The organism is Mesorhizobium sp. B2-3-2 (genome assembly GCF_006442295.1).
Taxonomy (GTDB): domain Bacteria; phylum Pseudomonadota; class Alphaproteobacteria; order Rhizobiales; family Rhizobiaceae; genus Mesorhizobium.
Map to the genome: position 1 here is coordinate 54,051 of NZ_VFWA01000008.1, position 17,692 is coordinate 71,742.

General features: G+C 62.4%; 16 protein-coding genes. 12 read left to right on the forward strand and 4 right to left on the reverse strand.

Translation table 11 applies throughout. The annotated features are described in order from the left end of the window. Positions 1-30 precede the first annotated feature (30 nt). The 3 genes from FJ964_RS19050 to FJ964_RS19060 all read right to left on the reverse strand — a co-directional run bounded on the left by FJ964_RS19050 (position 31) and on the right by FJ964_RS19060 (position 3,356). The gene (locus FJ964_RS19050) at positions 31-1,014 is read right to left on the reverse strand and encodes an HlyD family secretion protein (RefSeq protein WP_224713262.1); all 984 of its coding nucleotides are present in this window, start codon (positions 1,012-1,014) and stop codon (positions 31-33) included. Positions 1,015-1,218: 204 nt separating this feature from the next. Beyond that, positions 1,219-1,422: a DUF1656 domain-containing protein gene (locus FJ964_RS19055; RefSeq protein WP_140551828.1), complete on the reverse strand. Its 204-nt coding sequence runs from the start codon at positions 1,420-1,422 to the stop codon at positions 1,219-1,221. Beyond that, on the reverse strand, positions 1,422-3,356 hold the full coding sequence (locus FJ964_RS19060; RefSeq protein ID WP_140551829.1) for an FUSC family protein: 1,935 nt from the start codon (positions 3,354-3,356) through the stop codon (positions 1,422-1,424). Before FJ964_RS19060 ends, FJ964_RS19055 begins: the two co-directional genes overlap by 1 nt. 1,367 nt (positions 3,357-4,723) lie before the next feature. On the opposite strand from FJ964_RS19060, the gene FJ964_RS19070 reads away from it, so the two are divergent. From FJ964_RS19070 to FJ964_RS19105, 8 genes are all read left to right on the forward strand, one after another. Further along, positions 4,724-5,641, forward strand: a complete 918-nt coding sequence (locus FJ964_RS19070; protein WP_140551830.1) for an NADP-dependent oxidoreductase — start codon at positions 4,724-4,726, stop codon at positions 5,639-5,641. Between the two features lie 63 nt (positions 5,642-5,704). Beyond that, positions 5,705-6,622, forward strand: coding sequence for an NADP-dependent oxidoreductase (locus FJ964_RS19075; protein WP_140551831.1), 918 nt, complete (start codon positions 5,705-5,707; stop codon positions 6,620-6,622). A 90-nt stretch (positions 6,623-6,712) separates the two neighbouring features. Beyond that, positions 6,713-7,168 (forward strand): (2Fe-2S)-binding protein, encoded by a 456-nt coding sequence (locus tag FJ964_RS19080; RefSeq protein ID WP_140551832.1) that lies wholly within the window; start codon positions 6,713-6,715, stop codon positions 7,166-7,168. A 4-nt stretch (positions 7,169-7,172) separates the two neighbouring features. Further along, complete coding sequence (locus FJ964_RS19085; RefSeq protein ID WP_318013069.1) at positions 7,173-9,380, forward strand: molybdopterin cofactor-binding domain-containing protein; 2,208 nt, start codon at positions 7,173-7,175, stop codon at positions 9,378-9,380. Positions 9,381-9,611: 231 nt separating this feature from the next. Next, positions 9,612-10,001, forward strand: a complete 390-nt coding sequence (locus FJ964_RS31215; protein WP_246676200.1) for an N-acetyltransferase — start codon at positions 9,612-9,614, stop codon at positions 9,999-10,001. A 241-nt stretch (positions 10,002-10,242) separates the two neighbouring features. Then, positions 10,243-10,632, forward strand: coding sequence for a cytochrome P460 family protein (locus tag FJ964_RS19095; protein WP_181172529.1), 390 nt, complete (start codon positions 10,243-10,245; stop codon positions 10,630-10,632). 145 nt (positions 10,633-10,777) lie between these two features. Then, the gene (locus FJ964_RS19100) at positions 10,778-11,323 is read left to right on the forward strand and encodes a DUF1993 family protein (RefSeq protein ID WP_140551834.1); all 546 of its coding nucleotides are present in this window, start codon (positions 10,778-10,780) and stop codon (positions 11,321-11,323) included. A gap of 70 nt (positions 11,324-11,393) precedes the next feature. After that, positions 11,394-11,783 (forward strand): hypothetical protein, encoded by a 390-nt coding sequence (locus tag FJ964_RS19105; protein ID WP_140551835.1) that lies wholly within the window; start codon positions 11,394-11,396, stop codon positions 11,781-11,783. A gap of 276 nt (positions 11,784-12,059) precedes the next feature. Here the strand turns inward: FJ964_RS19105 and msrA are convergent, their stop codons facing one another. Then, entirely contained in the window at positions 12,060-12,599 is a 540-nt protein-coding gene (msrA, locus tag FJ964_RS19110) for a peptide-methionine (S)-S-oxide reductase MsrA (protein ID WP_140551836.1), read from the reverse strand. 366 nt (positions 12,600-12,965) lie between these two features. Here msrA and FJ964_RS19115 point away from each other — a divergent pair, with 366 nt between their 5' ends. The 4 genes from FJ964_RS19115 (at position 12,966) to gorA (ending at position 17,660) form a co-directional block, all read left to right on the forward strand. Further along, on the forward strand, positions 12,966-13,244 hold the full coding sequence (locus tag FJ964_RS19115; protein ID WP_140551837.1) for a hypothetical protein: 279 nt from the start codon (positions 12,966-12,968) through the stop codon (positions 13,242-13,244). 270 nt (positions 13,245-13,514) lie between these two features. Continuing rightward, positions 13,515-15,209, forward strand: coding sequence for a thiamine pyrophosphate-binding protein (locus tag FJ964_RS19120; RefSeq protein WP_140551838.1), 1,695 nt, complete (start codon positions 13,515-13,517; stop codon positions 15,207-15,209). 89 nt (positions 15,210-15,298) lie between these two features. Next, positions 15,299-15,805, forward strand: a complete 507-nt coding sequence (locus FJ964_RS19125) for a DNA starvation/stationary phase protection protein (protein WP_140551839.1) — start codon at positions 15,299-15,301, stop codon at positions 15,803-15,805. Positions 15,806-16,184: 379 nt separating this feature from the next. Then, positions 16,185-17,660 carry a glutathione-disulfide reductase gene (gorA, locus tag FJ964_RS19130; RefSeq protein WP_140551840.1) on the forward strand — a complete coding sequence of 492 codons (1,476 nt, stop codon included), beginning with the start codon at positions 16,185-16,187 and terminating at the stop codon, positions 17,658-17,660. Positions 17,661-17,692 lie beyond the last annotated feature (32 nt).

Consider the following 17,692-nt stretch of genomic DNA (forward strand, 5'->3'; position numbering starts at 1 on the left):
CGTCCGACATCCTCCCCGCCGCGCTCTCACTCAAGTCTTGGACGCGATGCAGTGAGGTCGCGGCGATACTCCATTTATGATGTGAGTGAGGCTCGTCCCGAGCGCAGCCTTCGCTCGATAGAACCATGCTTTCTCCTCAGCGCGAGAACCGTCGCGCAACGTTACGGTTCCGGTCATGCCGGAGACCAGCGGCATACCAGGCGGTACCTTGTCGATGGCGATTCTGACCGGGACTCGTTGTGCAAGCCGTACCCAGGTGTAGACCGGGTCAACATTGGGGAGACCCTGAGCGCCGGCCGCCGCATTGGACACGCTAACGCCACGGGTGATCGTCGTCACATGGCCGACGATCGGGGTAGCATAACCCATCAACTTGACCTCGGCGCGATCGCCAATGCACAGCAGCGCCAACTTTGTCTCCTCGAAATAGCCATCCACCCAGAAGCTATCGGTGTCGACGATGGAAATGTTGCTGACGCCCTCGTGCGCATAGTCGCCTACTCGTAACAAAAGATTCGTGACATAGCCGTTCACCGGGCTACGAACCTCCGTTCGCTTCAGATTGATATCTGCCTGGGCGACCTGTTGACGCGCCGCATCGATCGCCGCTTTCGCCTGTTGGGAGCTACCTTCGAATACCTGTTGCTGCTCGCGCGTGGTGGCAAGATCCGATAGCCGCTTCCGCCGTTCGGACTGCAGATCCTTCACGTAACCGTCGGCTTCCCTTTGCTCCAGCAGCGCTTTGCTCGAGCGCAACGCAACTTCGAAATCAAAGGGTTCGATCTGGTAGAGGATGTCGCCCTTGTGAACGAATTGATTGTCGGCAGCCAGCAGCCGTGTAATCTGACCCGACACTTGAGGTGCGACGCTTGCGACCTGAACACGCACGCGTCCGTCGCGGGTCCATGGCGCGATTACATACTGGTCCCATACCGTCAGTGAGACGAGCACCGCCACAAGGAAGATCGCCAACGTCGCAGCTCTGCGCGATAGCGCCCGCACAAACCACGTCATGGCTCTTTGCCCCGCGACTTGTGGCTTGGGGGGCAGTACGACAGGCTTCTGCTCGTATGGTGGAGGCTCCTCGGATTTGGCACGCGCAACCGCACTGAGCGCAGGCACAGCTTCAATTTCGGTCGACCCCGACAAAGAATCGGACCGTTGTTCTCCTCGATCGATCGTCTGATCTTGCCGGGCGGCCTGCATGAAAAATTTCCTTCAAAAAAACAAGACGAGCAGACCCAGAACGGTGACGTAGAGGCTGAGCTCGGCAACCGCCGCATTGCTGAAGATCCGAGAAAATCCGACAAGGCGCAGAAGCGGCCTGATCAGAAGCACGACAAAGAGAGCCAGCACCGCATAGGTGATGAACGGCGCGACCAAAACGCCGCCGATAACCAATTCGCGGAAGGTATGGGCCATCAGGCAGCCTCCCCGAGATGAACGCGTCGTCCGAGCCCCGCCTCGATGTGGTAGCTCGCGACCATGAGCGCGGCGCAGAGTTGAGCCACAGCATGATCTGACGGCGACGCCTGGCATAAGAGCTGGGCCGCGGCGCGAAGTGCCTGCGGCGCGCGCTTCTTGAACGAAGCACGCACCTCTTCAGCCAAGACGCTTGACGGCCCGCCGGCGAGCTTCTTCAGCTTGTCGTCGCACAACCGGATAATCGAAGATTGGTCGAAATGGGAAAGCACCTCCTCGATCGTCTCCGCGCTATTCGGAGCGTTCCCTCCCGCGGACAGGATCTGACCGATCCTTCCCGCGTCACGAAACATCTCCTCCTCTGGCTCATGTCGCCGATCGCGGGATGGCGCCTGAGCGAACTCTTGGCGAACAGATGACAACATCAAGCGTTTCCGCCGCTCTTGTGAGACTGGAGGCACAAGAAGTTGCATCGTCAACAACACGCCGGGTGCAACGCAAGCAAAAAGAAAGAAGAAGATGTACGACTGTCCGTTATAGGTCTGCGGATTGGTCAACGAGACTATCACCAAGGTGAATATGAGGACAAATCGACCGAGAGCCGCCACTATGCGATTGGGCAACGTTATCAGGAGACCCGCTCCGATCATGAGAGGAGCAAGTGCGATCGCAAGCAACGGGAAGGCGTCAACGCCATCGAGGACGGCGAACTTGAGAAGCCCCGCCAGAAAACCGCCAATGGGCGCCGCCACCAGCGCCAGGGCGGTCGTCGCGCGTGGATTGGGCGTAGTTGCCCCAAGGCCGACGAAGGTTCCCACGAGGGCAAGGGAAGTGTTCGCAGCGGGCCAGCCCGCATACACAAGCAACATCCCCGTCAACGCAACCCAGATCGCTGCTCGAACACCACCCTCAACCGCTGCTCGGTGGGATCGATAGATCAGCGGACGCCAATGCCACGAAGGACGTTCGTCAGTGCGCAGGGCAGCAAGATTCTGTCGAGCCTGCTCATCTCTCCTGAACAACTCCTCAAGTGTCCAGGCCAGCGATGCGGTTGTATCTGTGTTGCTTTTCGCATTGGCCCTCCACATGGCCGTCGACGATGGGAGTATGCTTTCGTCGCGCTCAAGCGCGCGCGCTATCCTCTCCGATGTTGCCTCATCAGCGACCACCGGGAGCACATTCAGGCTCCGGGCGGCATGCAGCTCTGCCACGAGCGCAACTGCCGCGTTATGGCCCGCGATGCTTCTAGCTGGGCCGTTACTCGACTCAAACACCAGGCTCGAAGTGTCCGCCCGAAGCGAGGAAATTTCAGCGAGCAGAGCAGCGGATTCCATTGGCTGCGTGACCTCACCAAGGATCGCCGATTTGGCATAGTTCCCAACCCGGCGATGGATATCCGCCAGTTGCGTCGCGAGCCTCGTATGACGGTTGGGTGCCAATAACAGGTCGTTGACAATCGTTAGGGATGCGATTCCGATGAGGATTCCTGCGCCGCGCATCATGCCCGCCTCGAACACGTGTCCCGGATTGTCGATCTCCTGGATCGCAACCAAAGCCACCGTGAAGCCCGACAGGACCGCCGCGTAAGCGCGATTGCCGTCGAGAAGGAGTGCGACGTACACGCAAAGGCCCATCCACCCGGCATAAGCTATCAGCAAAAGATCCCGCGTCTGGGAAAAAAGCCCTGTTATGGAAATGGAAACCGCTACGCCGATAATCGTTGCGAGCACACGAAAGACTGCCTTATCAAGGGCTTGGCCGCGAGTTGGTTCGGCGACGATTGCGACCGTTATTAACGCCATCGACGGCATCTCGATCGAAAGCCAGAAGCTTACGTGCAATGCCAGGATTGCCGCCAGCCAGATCCGGATCGCGAAAGCCCAGGAAGTAAGGGGAAAACCTAACGGCAGCAATTGCGCTTGTTGAAGCGGCATCAAACAAATCTACTCCGTGACTTCGACCGTCCGCTTCGATGGAAGAAGCGGTAAGCGGTGTTGTTCGTGTCGGGAATGAAATCGTGCACCCGCATGCGCTGCACGCCCTGGCAGACGAGGTGGGACGGCGTAGCAGTCAGATCGTGCATCGACGCGCGTTTCCTCAGATGGCCTACACGGGAGTGCCGCGGGCGGGCCGCATGCCGCCGCGCTGGGAAGAGTAAGTCTGCGGATCGCGCCGCGAATCCACAATCCGTCGCCGTTCGTCCAGACACATGACTCGCCCGCTTACCAACCGTATCCGGGACAAGGCGGCCGAGCTGCAACGGCCAGGAGGCGCCCGGCAGCGGCGCATACGAAACGGCAGGGTGGCCGTTTGCGGGAGGGCGGAATCCTAAGTTGGACGGGAGGTCTCCCGCGAGAAGCCGGCTTTCGCCTGGACGGCCAAGCCCTGGCTTAGGTGAGATCATGAGCGAGGCAGCATCGTCGCTGGTCATGCCCGCTGGCGGGGGAGCCGTTGCCAGCGTCTCATCAAACCGGTCGCGTGGCTGCTGCCTGAAGCGCTTGCGGTTGCGCACGAGTTCCTAGCTGACTGGTTCGGTGAGCGTGGAACAGGCCAAAGCGGCGTTGAGTTCTAGGCAGCCCTTGGGGGTCCGCTCGCCGTTATGCAGCTCAGTCATTCCGTAGAGCAGCCGCTCGGCGATGCGACGCGGCGTCGGCTCAGCAAGCGCGTCCAGCCGAACTTGCCGAGACCGTGGCCCCGCGCGTGCGGCGGCAGCGCGGCTGATGGTAACGGCGGCCCAGACAGGGTTCGGCCTGATGTGTCGGCCCCTACGTCGCCCGAATACGGCGCACTCCTTGAGGGCTGGTCGCTGATCACGGCCCGACGGGCCGCCGGCGCGCACAGCGCTTTTGGACGATGATACCCCACGCCTATCGAATGCATGTCCAAAGGGAATTTCTAATTTCGCCGGCTGCGTCCGATCCTAAGGTCACTGGGGCTGGCCGAACAAGCGCCTGTGTCGACATTGATTTGAAGCCATTGCACTGAGCCGCCCTGCGGCCCGTGGGCAGCAAAGGAGCCCCCATGAAATTATCGAGGACTGTCGGCCTGGCTGTCGCCGTCTCGCTGGTCGCAGCCGCCGTGGCGACGCTCGCGTAGATCAGCGAGGCGGCTCCAGCGGACCCGACGGCGAACGTGGTGTATGCTGATGGGTCACTGCTCAAGCCCTGCCCCCCACCGAACTGTTCGAGAAGCGAGGGCATGCTTCGGACACTAGCCATGGCCCCGGGCATGAGATGTCGAACGAGCTTTCTATTGCTGGATCATTTCCACAAACAGACAAATACCCGAGGAGACAATTCCCATGAAAGCGATCGTGGTGACTGACCAGGCCGCGGGAACGGCCGGGATGAAGCTGGTGGAGCGGCCCGAGCCGCAGGCAGCGATAAACGACGTCGTCGTTCAGGTTCATGCGTCGGGCTTCACCTCGGGTGAGCTGACCTGGCCCTCGACCTGGACCGATCGCCTCGGCCGTGAGCGGACGCCGTCGATTCCCGGGCAGGAGCTGGCCGGAATGGTCACCGCTCTCGGCTACGGCACGACAGGGCTGTCGGTGGGACAGCGGGTGTTCGGCCTCTCGGACTCGTATCGCGGCGGCACTCTGGCAGAGTATGTGGCCGTCGAGGCACGCAACCTCGCGCCGCTGCCGGGCGACATCGACTTCACGGTGGGCGCGAGCGTGGCGATGCCGGGCCTGACCGCATGGCAGGGACTGTTCCAGCACGGACGCCTTCAGGCGGGACAAAGCGTCCTCGTGCACGGCGCGGCCGGGGCAGTCGGTTCGATGGTGACGCAACTCGCAGGTGAGGCCGGCGCCTACGTCATCGGCACCGGACGCGTCGCCGACCGTCAGAAGGCGCTCGATTTCGGTGCCAATGAATTTGTCGACCTCCAGAACGACATCCTGGAAGACGTGCGCGGCGTCGATCTGGTGTTCGACGTCATCGGCGGCGACATCGCGAAGCGGTCCGCAGGCCTGATTCGAGCCGGAGGAACACTGGTGACCATCGCCGGGCCGACCGAGGCGCGGCCCGCCGACGGCCTGACGGTCGACTTTGTTCTCGTGCCCGATCGTGTCCAACTGGGTGAGATCGTCCAGCGGGTGCGGGTCGGACGACTGCGCACGAACATCGGCAACATCGCGACCCTCGGCGATGCCGTCGCCGCCTTCAACCCGACCGAGCGACGCACGGGCAAGACGATCGTCCGCATTCGTCCGTGAGCGACATTGCGCCATCCCGCAGCATTTCCACCAAAGAGACAAGTAACCGAGGAGACAATTCACATGAAGGCAATCGTTGTGACGGACCAGGCCGCGGGAACGGCAGGGATGAAGCTGGCCGAGCGACCCGAGCCGCCGGCAGCGATAAACGACGTCGTCGTTCAGATTCATGCTTCGGGATTCGTCGGAACTGAGTTGGCGTGGCCCTCGACCTGGACCGATCGCAGCAACCGTGAACGAACACCGTCGATTCCGGGTCACGAGCTGGCTGGAGTGGTCATCGCTCTCGGCTACGGCACGACGGGGCTGTCGGTAGGACAGCGGGTGTTCGGCCTCGCGGACTGGCATCGCGACGGCACCCTGGCGGAGTATATAGCCGTCGAGGCACGCAATCTCGCGCCGCTGCCGGGCGACGTCGACTTCACGGTGGGCGCGAGCCTGCCGATCTCGGGCCTCACCGCGTGGCAGGGACTGTTCCAGCACGGCCGTCTTCAGGGGGGCCAGAGCGTCCTCGCGCACGGCGCGGCCGGCGCAGTCGGATCGATGGTGACGCAACTCGCACGAGAGGCCGGTGCCTACGTCATCGGCACCGGACGCGCCGCTGACCGTCAGAAGGTGCTCGACTTCGGCGCGCAGGAGTTCGTCGACCTCGACAAGGACATCCTGGAAGACGTGCGCGGCGTCGATCTGGTGTTCGATGTCATCGGCGGCGAGATCCAGAAGCGGTCCGCGGCGCTGATCCGAGCCGGAGGTACGCTGGTGACCGTCGTTGGACCGGCCGACGCGCGGCCCGTGGATGGCTTGGCGGTCGACTTCGTTGTCGAGGCCGATCGTGCCCAACTGGGTGAGATCGTCCAGCGGGTGCGGGACGGACGACTGCGCACGAACATCGGCAACATCGCGACCCTCGACGGGGCGATCGCCACCTTCAACTCGACCGAGCGACGCGCGGGGAAAACGGTCATCCGCGTTCGTCCCTGAGCGGCACGCTCCCATCGATCCACGCAACCGGCCGACCGTTGTTCATGTCGGCCGGCTGCATCCCATCAGCGCCAGCCCCGAGAGGCATGCATGGCTTTCACGTTAAGGATCAACGGCACACCCCGTGAGGTCGATGTCGACGGCGACATCCCGCTTTTGTGGGTGCTGCGCGACGTATTCGGCATGACCGGCACCAAGTTCGGCTGCGGCCAGGCACTGTGCGGCGCCTGCACCGTGCATCTCGACGGTCAGCCGGTCCGCTCCTGCCAGACGCCGGTTGACAGCGTCGGCGATAGCGCGGTCACCACGATCGAGGCGATCGGCCAGGCGCCACAGGGCGCGGCCTTGCAGAAGGCATGGCTGGAACTGGAGGTGGTACAGTGCGGCTACTGCCAGTCCGGCCAGATCATGTCGGCAGCGGCGCTGTTGAAGGACACGCCGAAGCCGACGGATGACGACATCGACGCCGCCATGTCGGGCAATGTCTGCCGATGCGGCACCTATCAGCGCATCCGCGCTGCGATCAAGCACGCTGCGGGAGTTTGAGATCGTGAACAGGCTTATCCCGAGAGAGCAGATTGCCGAAGAAACAGCGATGTCGCGGCGCGCCTTCCTTCAGGGCACAGGTTTGGTGCTTGGCTTTGCGCTGACCGGCGCAAGCACGACGTCCGTCTTCGCGGCGCCTGCGTCGCAGGTGGTCGAAAACGAGGTCACGGGTACTTTCGCGCCGAACGGATTTATACGGATCAATCCAACTGGCGCCGTGGCCCTGGTCATTCCGATGATCGAGATGGGACAGGGGGTTTACACGTCGCTCTCGATGCTTCTCGCTGAAGAACTGGAAGTGAAGCTTGACGAAATTGAGGTTCAGCATGCGCCGCCAAATCATGCGCTTTACGTCAATTCGATCATAGGCATTCAAAATACAGGTGGTTCCGCCTCTGTGCGCGCCTTCTGGACACCGCTGCGTCAGGCAGGGTCAGTGGGTCGTAATCTGCTGATTGCGGCAGCCGCAAAGCGCTGGAATGTCGATCCAGCGACTTGCCGCGCCAAGGACGGCACCGTGTTCGATGCGTCGGGCTCGAAGCATCTGAGCTACGGCGAACTTGCGAAGGCCGCGGCGAAATTGCCTGTGCCGCCTGCGGCAGACGTCAAATTGAAGGATCCGAAGGATTTCACCCTGATCGGCACGCGTGCCAAGCGCGTGGATTCGTCGATAAAGGTCGATGGACGCGCGCTCTACGGCATCGATACGCGGCTGCCAGGTTTGAAAATCGCAGCGGTTGCTATTTCGCCCGTGCTCGGAGGCGAGGCGAAAACAGTGAACGAGAAGGCCGTGCTGACGGTGAAGGGCGTCCGGCAGGTGGTCAATATCGGTGAAGCTGTTGCCGTGTTGGCGGACCACACGGGTGCGGCGAAGAAGGGGCTCGAGGCCGCCGCCATCACCTGGGACGACGGGCCGAACGGCAAGGTCAGCAACGCCGATATCGTCAAACAATTGGAGGAGGAATCCAAAAAGCCGGGCGCGGTTGCCCGGAACGATGGCGATGCAGGGAAGGCTCTTGCGGAGGCGGCGCAACGGGTTGACGCCATCTATCAGGTGCCTTTCCTGGCCCACGCGGCGATGGAGCCGATGAACTGCACCGTTCATCTGCAGAAGGATCGCTGCGACATCTGGGTCGGGACACAAGCGCCTACGATCACGCAGTCTCAGGTGGCCGAACTCACCGGCCTGCCAAAGGATGCAATCAAAATTCATAATCATCTCATTGGCGGTGGCTTCGGCCGAAGGCTGGAACCCGATGGGACGATCCTCGCCGTCAAGATCGCCAGGCACGTCGATGGCCCGGTGAAGGTGATCTGGAGCCGCGAGGAAGACATCCAGCACGATATGTATCGGCCGTACTATCTCGACCGGCTATCGGCCGGGCTTGATGTGGCCGGCAAACCGGTTGCCTGGACGCATCGGATAGCCGGCTCCTCAGTCATGGCGCGCTATTATCCCCCTTACGTCAAGGACGGATTGGACCCCGATGCCGTGGAAGCGGCTGCAGCGCCGCCCTATGCGCTGCCCAATATCCACGTCGACTATGTGCGGGTCGAGCCTCCTGGTGTCCGCACGTCTTGGTGGCGCGGCGTCGGACCGACACATAATGTTTTTGTGGTCGAAAGTTTCATTGATGAGCTCGCGCATGCCGCGAAGCAGGATCCGGTCGCCTATCGCAAGGGATTGCTTGGTCACAATCCCCGAGCGCTTGCTGTTCTGTCGCTCGCCGCGGAAAAAGCAGGGTGGAGATCAGCACTTCCCGCGCGGCATGGCCGCGGCATTTCGGTACAATTCGCATATGGAAGCTACGCGTCGCAGGTCGCCGAGGTCGTAGTGGCGCCCGACGGCTCTGTCAAAGTCAAGCGGATCGTCTGTGCGATTGATTGCGGCATCTACGTCAATCCCGATACGATCGAAGCACAGATTCAGGGTGGAACGCTTTTCGGGCTGACCGCCGCGCTCCATGGCTCGATCACCTTCAAGGATGGACGCGTCGAGCAGAGCAATTTCGACAGCTATCTGCCGATGCGAATCGACGAGGTGCCGGTGGTGGAGACGCACTTGATTAAGAACGCAGAGGCTCCAGGTGGCATTGGTGAAGCTGCGACAGCCATTGTCAGTGCCGCGGTGGCCAATGCGATCTTCGCCGCCACGGGCAAGCGCCTGCGCAGCCTGCCGTTCGATACGGATTCACTGAAGTCGTCGTCCTAGTCCTTGCCCGTCATCCCGTGCGCGTCGCAGCGCGGCCGCACAGCGGGATCACTGAGCGGACGAAAAGACGGCCCGAAAACATGGAACACCCCCGAACACGAGGAGCGGCATCTATGTACCGGGCTCGCTGCGGCAGACCATCGCTGATGGGCCTGCTAACTTCTTGATGAGCGAGGCAGACAGAAGGTGGAAAGCGACATCCGGGACAATCCAGCCATGAGCCGGTTTGAAATGCCGCTGGGCGACGGTGCGCTCGCGGTCGCGTACCACAAGGTCGAAGACGGCCGCGTCGCCCTGCTCCACACGGACGTGCCGCAAGAGCGGTCCGGCCAGGGGTACGGATCGCGATTGGCGCATGGCGTTTTCGAAGCGTTGCGACGCGATGGCAAAAGAGTGATCGCGAAGTGCCCGTTATACCCACCTACGCCGCCGGCACCCAGAGTACGGCGCGCTCCTCGATGGCTGATCGCAGATGGACCGAACGTCGGCGCGCACAGCGCTTGGACGACGATACCCCATGACTATCGAATGCATGTCCAAAGGGAATTTCTAATTTCGTCGGCTGTGTCCGATCTTCGGGTCTGCTCGACCGGCCGAGCACCGCGGCCGCATCGACATTGATTGAAGCCATTGCGCCGGCCCGCCGTGCGGCGCGCGGGCAGCAAAGGAGTCCCCATGAATTTATCGAAGACCGTCGGACTGGCTGCCGCCGCCTCGCCGATCGCCGGCACCGTGGCGGCGCTTGCTGACATCAGCGGAGCGGCTCCGGCCGACCCGACCGCGAAAGTGGTGGACGCGGCCGGACACCTGCGGGTGCCGGCAGATTACCGAACCCTCTGCCAAGCGCTCGGGAGCTGGGCGATTGCCGCCGACAGCGGCCAAAGCTCGAAGGAAATGCACGCCGTCTACGCGTCCTCGGGGGGCGATCGATGCCTACCGGAAGACGGGGCACTTCCCGGACGGCACCGTTCTGGTGAAAGAGGTCCTCGCGACCTCGACGAACGAGATGACCACCGGCACAGTGAGCTATACCGACAGGCTGAAGGGCTGGTTCGTCATGGTGAAAGACAGCAAGGAAACCTTTCCGGCAACCCGTTGTGGGGCGACGGGTGGGGATGGTCGTGGTTCGACGCGGACAAGCCGCTCAAGACTAGCTCGACCGAACGACCATACCGATTGCCAGGGCTGTCACGTGCCGGCCAAGGTCACCGACTGGATTTACGTGAACGGATATCCCGTCCTGCGCCACTAGGCCGCCTCACGCTTAGGAGATCCCTTCTCGCCGCGGTTTGGCGGAGGCCATTGTCCGGCGGGCTGGAAGAATGAAGGGCTTATTGTGACATTCGTTTCGGTTAACGACCTTCGGGTTCGACCGCGGTTCAGAATACAACGATCGCATGGAGGTCAGCGTGTCCTTATCGGTCTATGACATCACAGTTCCTGTCATGGTACATGGACTGAACGTGATGGACGACTACCTCGACCGTGCCCAGGCGCTCGAGCGGGCCAAGGGGTTTGAGCCTGGGAGGATCCTTGGCGAGCGGCTCGCGCCCGACATGCTCACTTTTGGAGAACAATTCTCCGTAAGCTGCAACAAGGTCGACGCGCACATGGCGAAGTTGATGCAGCGCGACCCGCCAGCACCCCGCAACACCCCGATGATGTATCCAGCGTTGAAGGGACGGCTCCTTGAGACTCGCGGTTTCCTGCAAAACGTGCAGCCGGACGAGATTGCCGGCGCGCAGTCCCATACATACGAGCTGACGCCGCCAATCGTGCGCGGATGGTATGGCGGAGACGACTACATCCGGCACCTGGTGCTGCCCGACTTCTTCTTCCACATCTCGATTGCGCACGCGATCCTCCGGCACCTCGGAGCGAAGATCGGGAAGCGCGACTACCTCGGCAACCTCACTCAGCAGAGCGGCGGTGACTACTCGTGAGAGGCGGGCGCGGTGTGCGCCACGGGCCGAGGCCTTCAAGACAGGAAAGCAAGTTTAGAGGATACCGATAGTGAGCGAGTTGCGAGAGGTCATTGGCGCGCTGCAAAGCGAAGTTGAATTCGAGGCTGCTGTAAGCGAGTTGGGAGCCGCGGGGATCGACCGCGCTCGTATAAGCTTTCTGGCGCAGGAGGAGATAGCGGCGTCCTGTGCGGGCGCCGTCGGCTGCGACATCAAGCAGCTGCCTCGCATCGAGATCGGCTTGAGCGACGATCGGCAGCAGGTTCGCACGCTTGCGACCTCGCTCGCGGCCACTGTCGCGTCGCTCGCCGGCGCCGGTGCCGTCTTGGCAGCAACGAGCGGAGCAGCCGCTCCGGCGCTGCTGGCGGGGTTGGCTTCCGGAGGTGGTGTGGGCGGGCTGGCAGCCTTATTGGGCCGGCGACACGAAGCCCACGTGCATTAGTGGGCCGAGAGCCAGATCCTCAACGGCGGCATTGTGTTGATCGTCCACCCCGTCGATGCAGAGCAGTTCGAGGCTGCCACCGCTATTATGCGCCGGCACTGCGGGGCCGACGTTTTCCCGCCGCCATCAGCCTAGCAACGAACCTCGCCCTGACTCAGCATCGGCGCTAGACGGGTTCTGCGTTTGATGAAGACGCCGCTCTAACTCTTTGTTTTCATGCAATTCAGGGCGGAAAACCGCTACGCACTTTCTCCTGCAATTGCTCGAGCGGGCGGGTCAGTTCTCCGGCCCCTTGGTGGTTCGCAACTTCGGGGATGCATGAGCCGACGGCAGTCGCCAGCTCGACCGGATGAAATGACAGCTGTAGTCGCCCGGGTGCCGTTGCAGGTAGTCCTGGTGCTCGGGCTCGGCCAGCCAGAACCGCTCCTCGGGGTTGATTTCGGTGACCACGGGACCGGGCCACAAGCCAGAAGCTTCGATTTCGGCGATCATTTCAAGCGCCGTCTCTTTCTGGTCTTGGTCCGTGTAGAAGATCGCGGAGCGGTAGCTCGGTCCGAAGTCGCTCCCCTGCTGCTCGTAAGTCGTCGGGTCGTGGATCTGGAAAAAGTATTCCAGGACAGTCCGGTAGCTTACGACCCCGGGATCGAAGACGATCGCGATTGCCTCGGCGTGGCCCTGGTGGTTGCCGTAGCTCGGATTGGGAACGTCGCCGCCGGTGTAGCCGACCCGCGTCGACACGACACCTCTTAGGCGGTCGAACATGTCCTGCATGCCCCAGAAGCATCCGCCCGCCAGCACCGCCCGCTCCATAGCCATCTTCGCTGTCCTCCAACCGACCGGGGCCGCGGCACGAGAGTAGCGCTCGCCGGCGAAGCTGGATCATAGAAAGAGGGCATCCAATCGATAACCGCTCGCGTCCTTCACGCACCCAGGCGGCCTGAAGGCTGGCAGCCGGTATCCGACTGTCGTGATCTTGATTTCGGACATTATTTGCCTGGCGGAAGTGGAGAAATTCGTCGCCTACAATTCCAGACTGGCATGAAATCCATACAACGTTTTCATTGGCTTGGATTGGCAACTTCGGGCGAACTCTGAGCGCGCCAGAAACAACGCAATTTTCGATTCCTGGGGCAAATACACATCGCAGCTGAGAATTCTCGCAAGCTAGAAGGAATCCTATTCATGAACCTGAGACCCATCCTGTTTGGAGCATTGGCTCTCTCGACACTCGGTGGCGGGGCTTTCGCAGGCGCTCTCGACTCGCCAGCGATGATGGAGCCGTTTTTCACTGATGCATCGATGAAAACGATGAAACCGAAGGTCGAATTCGAGGCCGCTTGGAAAAGCATGTCGAAGAGCGACCAGGATTCGATGATGAAAGAGTGCCAGGATGAAGCGATGAGCAAACCTTATGCGGAATTTTGCGCGAACCTAAAGCCGCTGGGCGGCGCAAACCACTAGGGCCGAAGCCCTTGATTAGCGACGGGCCTCGCGCCCGTCGTCCACAACCTGGTTCCGGACTCCATCGAAAAGCGGTGTTGCCTTCGGGTTGGCGGTCCGGAACACACCGGGGCATGTTATGCATAACGCAGGGTTATCACCGCGCGGCTAAGTCCTGCTGTACAACGAGCCGCTTAGTGCAAAAGCGCAAGGCTTTGGCAGTGACGCCGCGGCATTGGCCCGGACCCGGCGGTCATTTCGACGAAAGCAGGCCAACCGCGGAAGTGATCCATGTCGCGTACTGTCGCAGAGGCCCTTGTCGATGTCCTCGAGGAGGTCGGCATAAAGCAGGTCTTTGGCCTGATCGGAGACTCGCTGAACCCTTTGGGCGATGCCGTGCGCCAGAGCAAGATAGAATGGGTCGGCGTACGGCACGAAGAGGGCGCCGCGCTTGCCGCGGCCGGCCAAGCGAAGCTGACCGGCCGGCTCGCAGTGTGCGCCGGAACAACGGGGCCAGGCAGCACGCATCTCGTCGCGGGCCTCTACGAGGCTGCGCGCGACCACGCTCCCGTCCTGGCATTGTCGGGGGAGATGCCGCGACGCCTGAAGGGCATCGACTACCACCAGTCGACCGAGCCGGACCTGCTCTTCCGAGACGTATCGCTCTACACTCAAACGATCACCGCGCCGGCGCAGGCGCCCAGCGTGATCCATCAGGCGATTTCGTCTGCATACGCAGGGCCCGGGGTCGCGCACCTGACTCTCCCCCAAGACGTCCTGTCCAGCAAGGTCGAGCACGCTGTTTCGAGCGTGGCGACGCTCGGCCCGCGCGCCGAGATCGCGCCGGCCGAGCGCGGAATTGACGCGGTCGCGCGCCGCATCGACGCGGCAGGCTCGGTCGCCATCCTCTGCGGGGCGGGGTGCCGGGGCTCGGCCGACCTGCTCCGAGACCTCTCGGACCGCCTGAAGGCGCCTCTCGTCCACACGGTCCGCAGCAAAGAGATCATCGCCTACGATGATCCGCGCTGGATGGGCGGCCTTGGCATGATCGGCAGCAAGCCGGCCTACGCTGCGGTGCAGGACTGCGAGCTCCTGCTCATGGTCGGCACGGACTACCCCTATTCAAACTTCCTGCCCGCGCACGGGAACGTCATCCAGATCGACGAGCGGGCCGCGGCGATCGGTCGGCGCGCGCCGACGGCACTCGGCGTAGTGGGCTCGGTACGGCCGACACTCTCCACGCTCCTGCGCAGAGTGCGACAGAAGACCGGAAGCGCCTTCTTCGACAAGGTCGCGCGCGGTCGCCGCGCTTGGGACGAGCTCCTCGACAAGCAGAGCGACTTGATGCGCAGCCGCGACAGGATCCATCCGCAAGCGGTTGCCCGCATGGTCAGCGACCTTGCGAAGGACGACGCCGTGTTCGTCTTCGATACGGGCCTCAACACGCTGTGGTCGGGCAACTGGATTCGACAGAGCGGCAAGCAGCGCATTGTCGGCTCGTTCAACAACGCCGCCGTCGGCACGGCCTTAGGGCAAGCCAACGGCATTCAGGCGCTCGACCGGTCCCGACAGGTGATCGTCCTCACCGGAGATGGCGGCTTCAACATGCTGATGAGCGAATTCCTCACCGCGGTACACCACCACCTGCCGGTGAAAATCGTGGTCTTCGACAATGCGGCCTTCGGGCTCATAACGCTCGAGGCACAGAGCGTGGGGATACTCCCGTTCCGCAAGGCAATCGAATTCACCAACCCCGATTACGCAGCGCTAGGGCGTGCCTGCGGCGCGCAGGGTTTCACGGTGCGCGATCCGGCGCTGCTCGAGGCGACCTTGATCGAGGCGTTTGCGTGCCCAGGTCCTGCGATCGTCGCGTGCGGCGTCGCGACTGACGAGATGCCGAACCTCCCCCATATCGAGCTCGAGCAGGTCGGCGGCTACGCCGTAGCGAAAATCAAGGAAGCGATCGCCGCTTTCACCGGCGGTTGACGGCTGCGGGCCATCCGTCGCTCACCGAACTCGGCCTGTAGGCCGGCGACCAATCAGTACGCAACGCGCTAAGTGAAAGGACTGCTGACATGACGACGAACGTTGAAGAGTTGCCGAACGGGGAGCAAGACCTACCAATCGATCGAAACTCGCTTGCAACGCTCTCCGGGAAGATAAACCAGGTCTTGGCCGACGCTCTGTCGCTCTACCTGAAGACCAAGAACTTCCATTGGCACGTGAGCGGCCCCCACTTCCGGGACTACCATCTCATGCTGGACGAGCAGGCGAGCGGCATTCTCGATGTGATCGACCCGCTCGCCGAACGTGTGCGCGCGGCCGGCAGAACGACGATCCGCTCGCTTGGCCAGGCGGCGCGGCTGCGGACCATCGCGGACAACGAGGCCGAGGACGTCGCGCCGGGCGCGATGCTCGCCGAGCTCATGGAGGACAACAAGGCGCTGGCCGCCTCGATGCGGGAGGCACACAAGCTCTGCGACGACCTGGAGGACGTTGCCACCGCAAGCCTCCTGGAAGGCTACATAGACGCGGCCGAGAAGAGAGCGTGGTTCCTGCGCGAGGCCGCACGGCCGCGCTGACCGCTGCCGAAAGTCCAAAACCGGACGCCGCAAGTCCGAAGTGGCGGCGCGTGCGCTAGGAACCCTGACCGTTCGAATCCAGAGTGAGAGCAGATCTAGTGCATGTCGCCCGAAAGTGACCTCGTTTTGCGAGAACGACATCCATAAAACAAAGACCTTTAGAGCAATTCCAGGAAAAGTGCATAGCGGTTTTCCGTCCGGAATTGCGTAAAAACAAAGAGTTGGAGGGGATCGGCGATTGAAACGCTGAACCGTTCTAGGCGCACGCCTGCCCTGTGTGTGCGCGGAGAATGCGATCTGCCACACATTTCGACCTCCCGCACAGAATGGATTGGATGCTGATTTGAGGGACACGGATTTATTGCAGGGACCCCCAGGCGTGTCGACATCGGCGGCCAGGCGTTCGGGGCCTTCCCGTGAAGCGGCGTTCGATGTCGACCTGTTCGTGATCGGTGGCGGGTCAGGAGGTATCCGCGCTGCGCGCGTCGCTTCGCGATACGGCGCCAAAGTGATGCTCGCCGAGGAGTATCGGCTCGGAGGAACATGCGTTATCCGCGGCTGCGTGCCGAAAAAGCTGTTCGTCTACGCGAGCCGGTTCAGCGACACCTTCGATGAGGCCGCGGAATTCGGCTGGCGCCTGTCACTCCCGCATTTCGACTGGCCCTCGTTGGTCGCCGCGAAGGACCGCGAGATCGCACGGCTGGAACGGCTGTACGGCACCGGTCAAGAGAGTGCGGGCGTCGAGGTCGTGAGGTCGCGCGCCGTGCTCGAGGACGCACACACGGTGCGCCTTGTCGAAGACGGCCGCCGCGTACGCGCGCGCACGATCCTGATTGCGACAGGCGCACGGCCCGAACTGCCTCACTTCGACGGCATCGAGCTCGGCATCACCTCGGATGCCATCTTCGACTTGAAGACATTTCCGAGGAAGCTTGTGATCGGCGGCGCCGGATACATCGCGATGGAGTTCGCCGGCCTGTTTGCGGCGTTGGGAAGCGATGTCACCGTCGTCTGCCGCGGAAGCAATGTCCTTCGCGGCTTTGACGAGGACGTGCGCCAGGCCGTCGCCGCGTCCTACATGAATCGTGGCATCAAGCTGATGCTGTGCGACAGTATCCGCCGCTGTGAGCGGCGGAACGAGCACGCCGGTGGTGGCGACCGTGCAGGAAGAATCACCGTTACGACCGAACAGGGCGGGAGGCTGGTGGCTGACCAGGTGATGCTAGCCTTCGGTCGCACGCCGAACACGGCTTCGCTCGGACTCGACCGCGCTGGGGTCAAAACTGGGGCAAACGGCTCAATCGTTGTCGACGCGAGCTCCCGCACGAATATTCCGAGCATCTACGCCGTGGGTGACGTGTCGAACCGGTTCAACCTGACGCCCGTCGCGATCCGCGAAGGCCAGGCGTTCGCCGACAGCGTGTTCGGCGGGAAAGCTTGGCAGGTCGACTACTCCAACGTGCCAACCGCCGTCTTCTCCAGCCCGCAGATCGGCACCGTCGGCCTGACCGAACTTGAAGCGAGGGCGCAGTACCCTGCTGTCGACGTCTACAAGGTCCGCTTCCGGCCGCTGAAGGCCGTCGTGACGGGCGACTGCGAGGCCTCGCTTGTGAAGGTCATTGTGGATTGCGAGACGGACCGGATACTCGGAATCCATCTCTTTGCAGAGGAGGCCGGCGAGATGATCCAGGTGCTGGCGATTGCCGTGGGCAGCGGAGCCACCATGAAAGACTTCATGTCTGTCATGGCCGTGCACCCGACGGTCGGCGAGGAGATCGTCGCAATGCAGGCGCCGACGGTGCGTTACGACCGAGGCGAGGCTTCGACCTTGCTCATCCCCAGCGCCGCCGTTTGACACCACCGGCTCGCGCCGGAAAAAGCCCGCCT

What these genes read in the sequence shown, in the direction of transcription:
- FJ964_RS19055 (WP_140551828.1), bottom strand. Translation starts at nt 1,422, where the DNA reads ATGGCCCATACCTTCCGCGAATTGGTTATCGGCGGCGTTTTGGTCGCG.
- FJ964_RS19125 (WP_140551839.1), top strand. Translation starts at nt 15,299, where the DNA reads ATGACGACGAACGTTGAAGAGTTGCCGAACGGGGAGCAAGACCTACCA.
- FJ964_RS19080 (WP_140551832.1), top strand. Translation starts at nt 6,713, where the DNA reads ATGGCTTTCACGTTAAGGATCAACGGCACACCCCGTGAGGTCGATGTC.
- FJ964_RS19050 (WP_224713262.1), bottom strand. Translation starts at nt 1,014, where the DNA reads ATGACGTGGTTTGTGCGGGCGCTATCGCGCAGAGCTGCGACGTTGGCG.
- FJ964_RS19115 (WP_140551837.1), top strand. Translation starts at nt 12,966, where the DNA reads ATGAACCTGAGACCCATCCTGTTTGGAGCATTGGCTCTCTCGACACTC.
- FJ964_RS19075 (WP_140551831.1), top strand. Translation starts at nt 5,705, where the DNA reads ATGAAGGCAATCGTTGTGACGGACCAGGCCGCGGGAACGGCAGGGATG.
- FJ964_RS19100 (WP_140551834.1), top strand. Translation starts at nt 10,778, where the DNA reads ATGGAGGTCAGCGTGTCCTTATCGGTCTATGACATCACAGTTCCTGTC.
- FJ964_RS19120 (WP_140551838.1), top strand. Translation starts at nt 13,515, where the DNA reads ATGTCGCGTACTGTCGCAGAGGCCCTTGTCGATGTCCTCGAGGAGGTC.
- FJ964_RS31215 (WP_246676200.1), top strand. Translation starts at nt 9,612, where the DNA reads ATGCCGCTGGGCGACGGTGCGCTCGCGGTCGCGTACCACAAGGTCGAA.
- FJ964_RS19060 (WP_140551829.1), bottom strand. Translation starts at nt 3,356, where the DNA reads ATGCCGCTTCAACAAGCGCAATTGCTGCCGTTAGGTTTTCCCCTTACT.
- msrA (WP_140551836.1), bottom strand. Translation starts at nt 12,599, where the DNA reads ATGGCTATGGAGCGGGCGGTGCTGGCGGGCGGATGCTTCTGGGGCATG.
- FJ964_RS19070 (WP_140551830.1), top strand. Translation starts at nt 4,724, where the DNA reads ATGAAAGCGATCGTGGTGACTGACCAGGCCGCGGGAACGGCCGGGATG.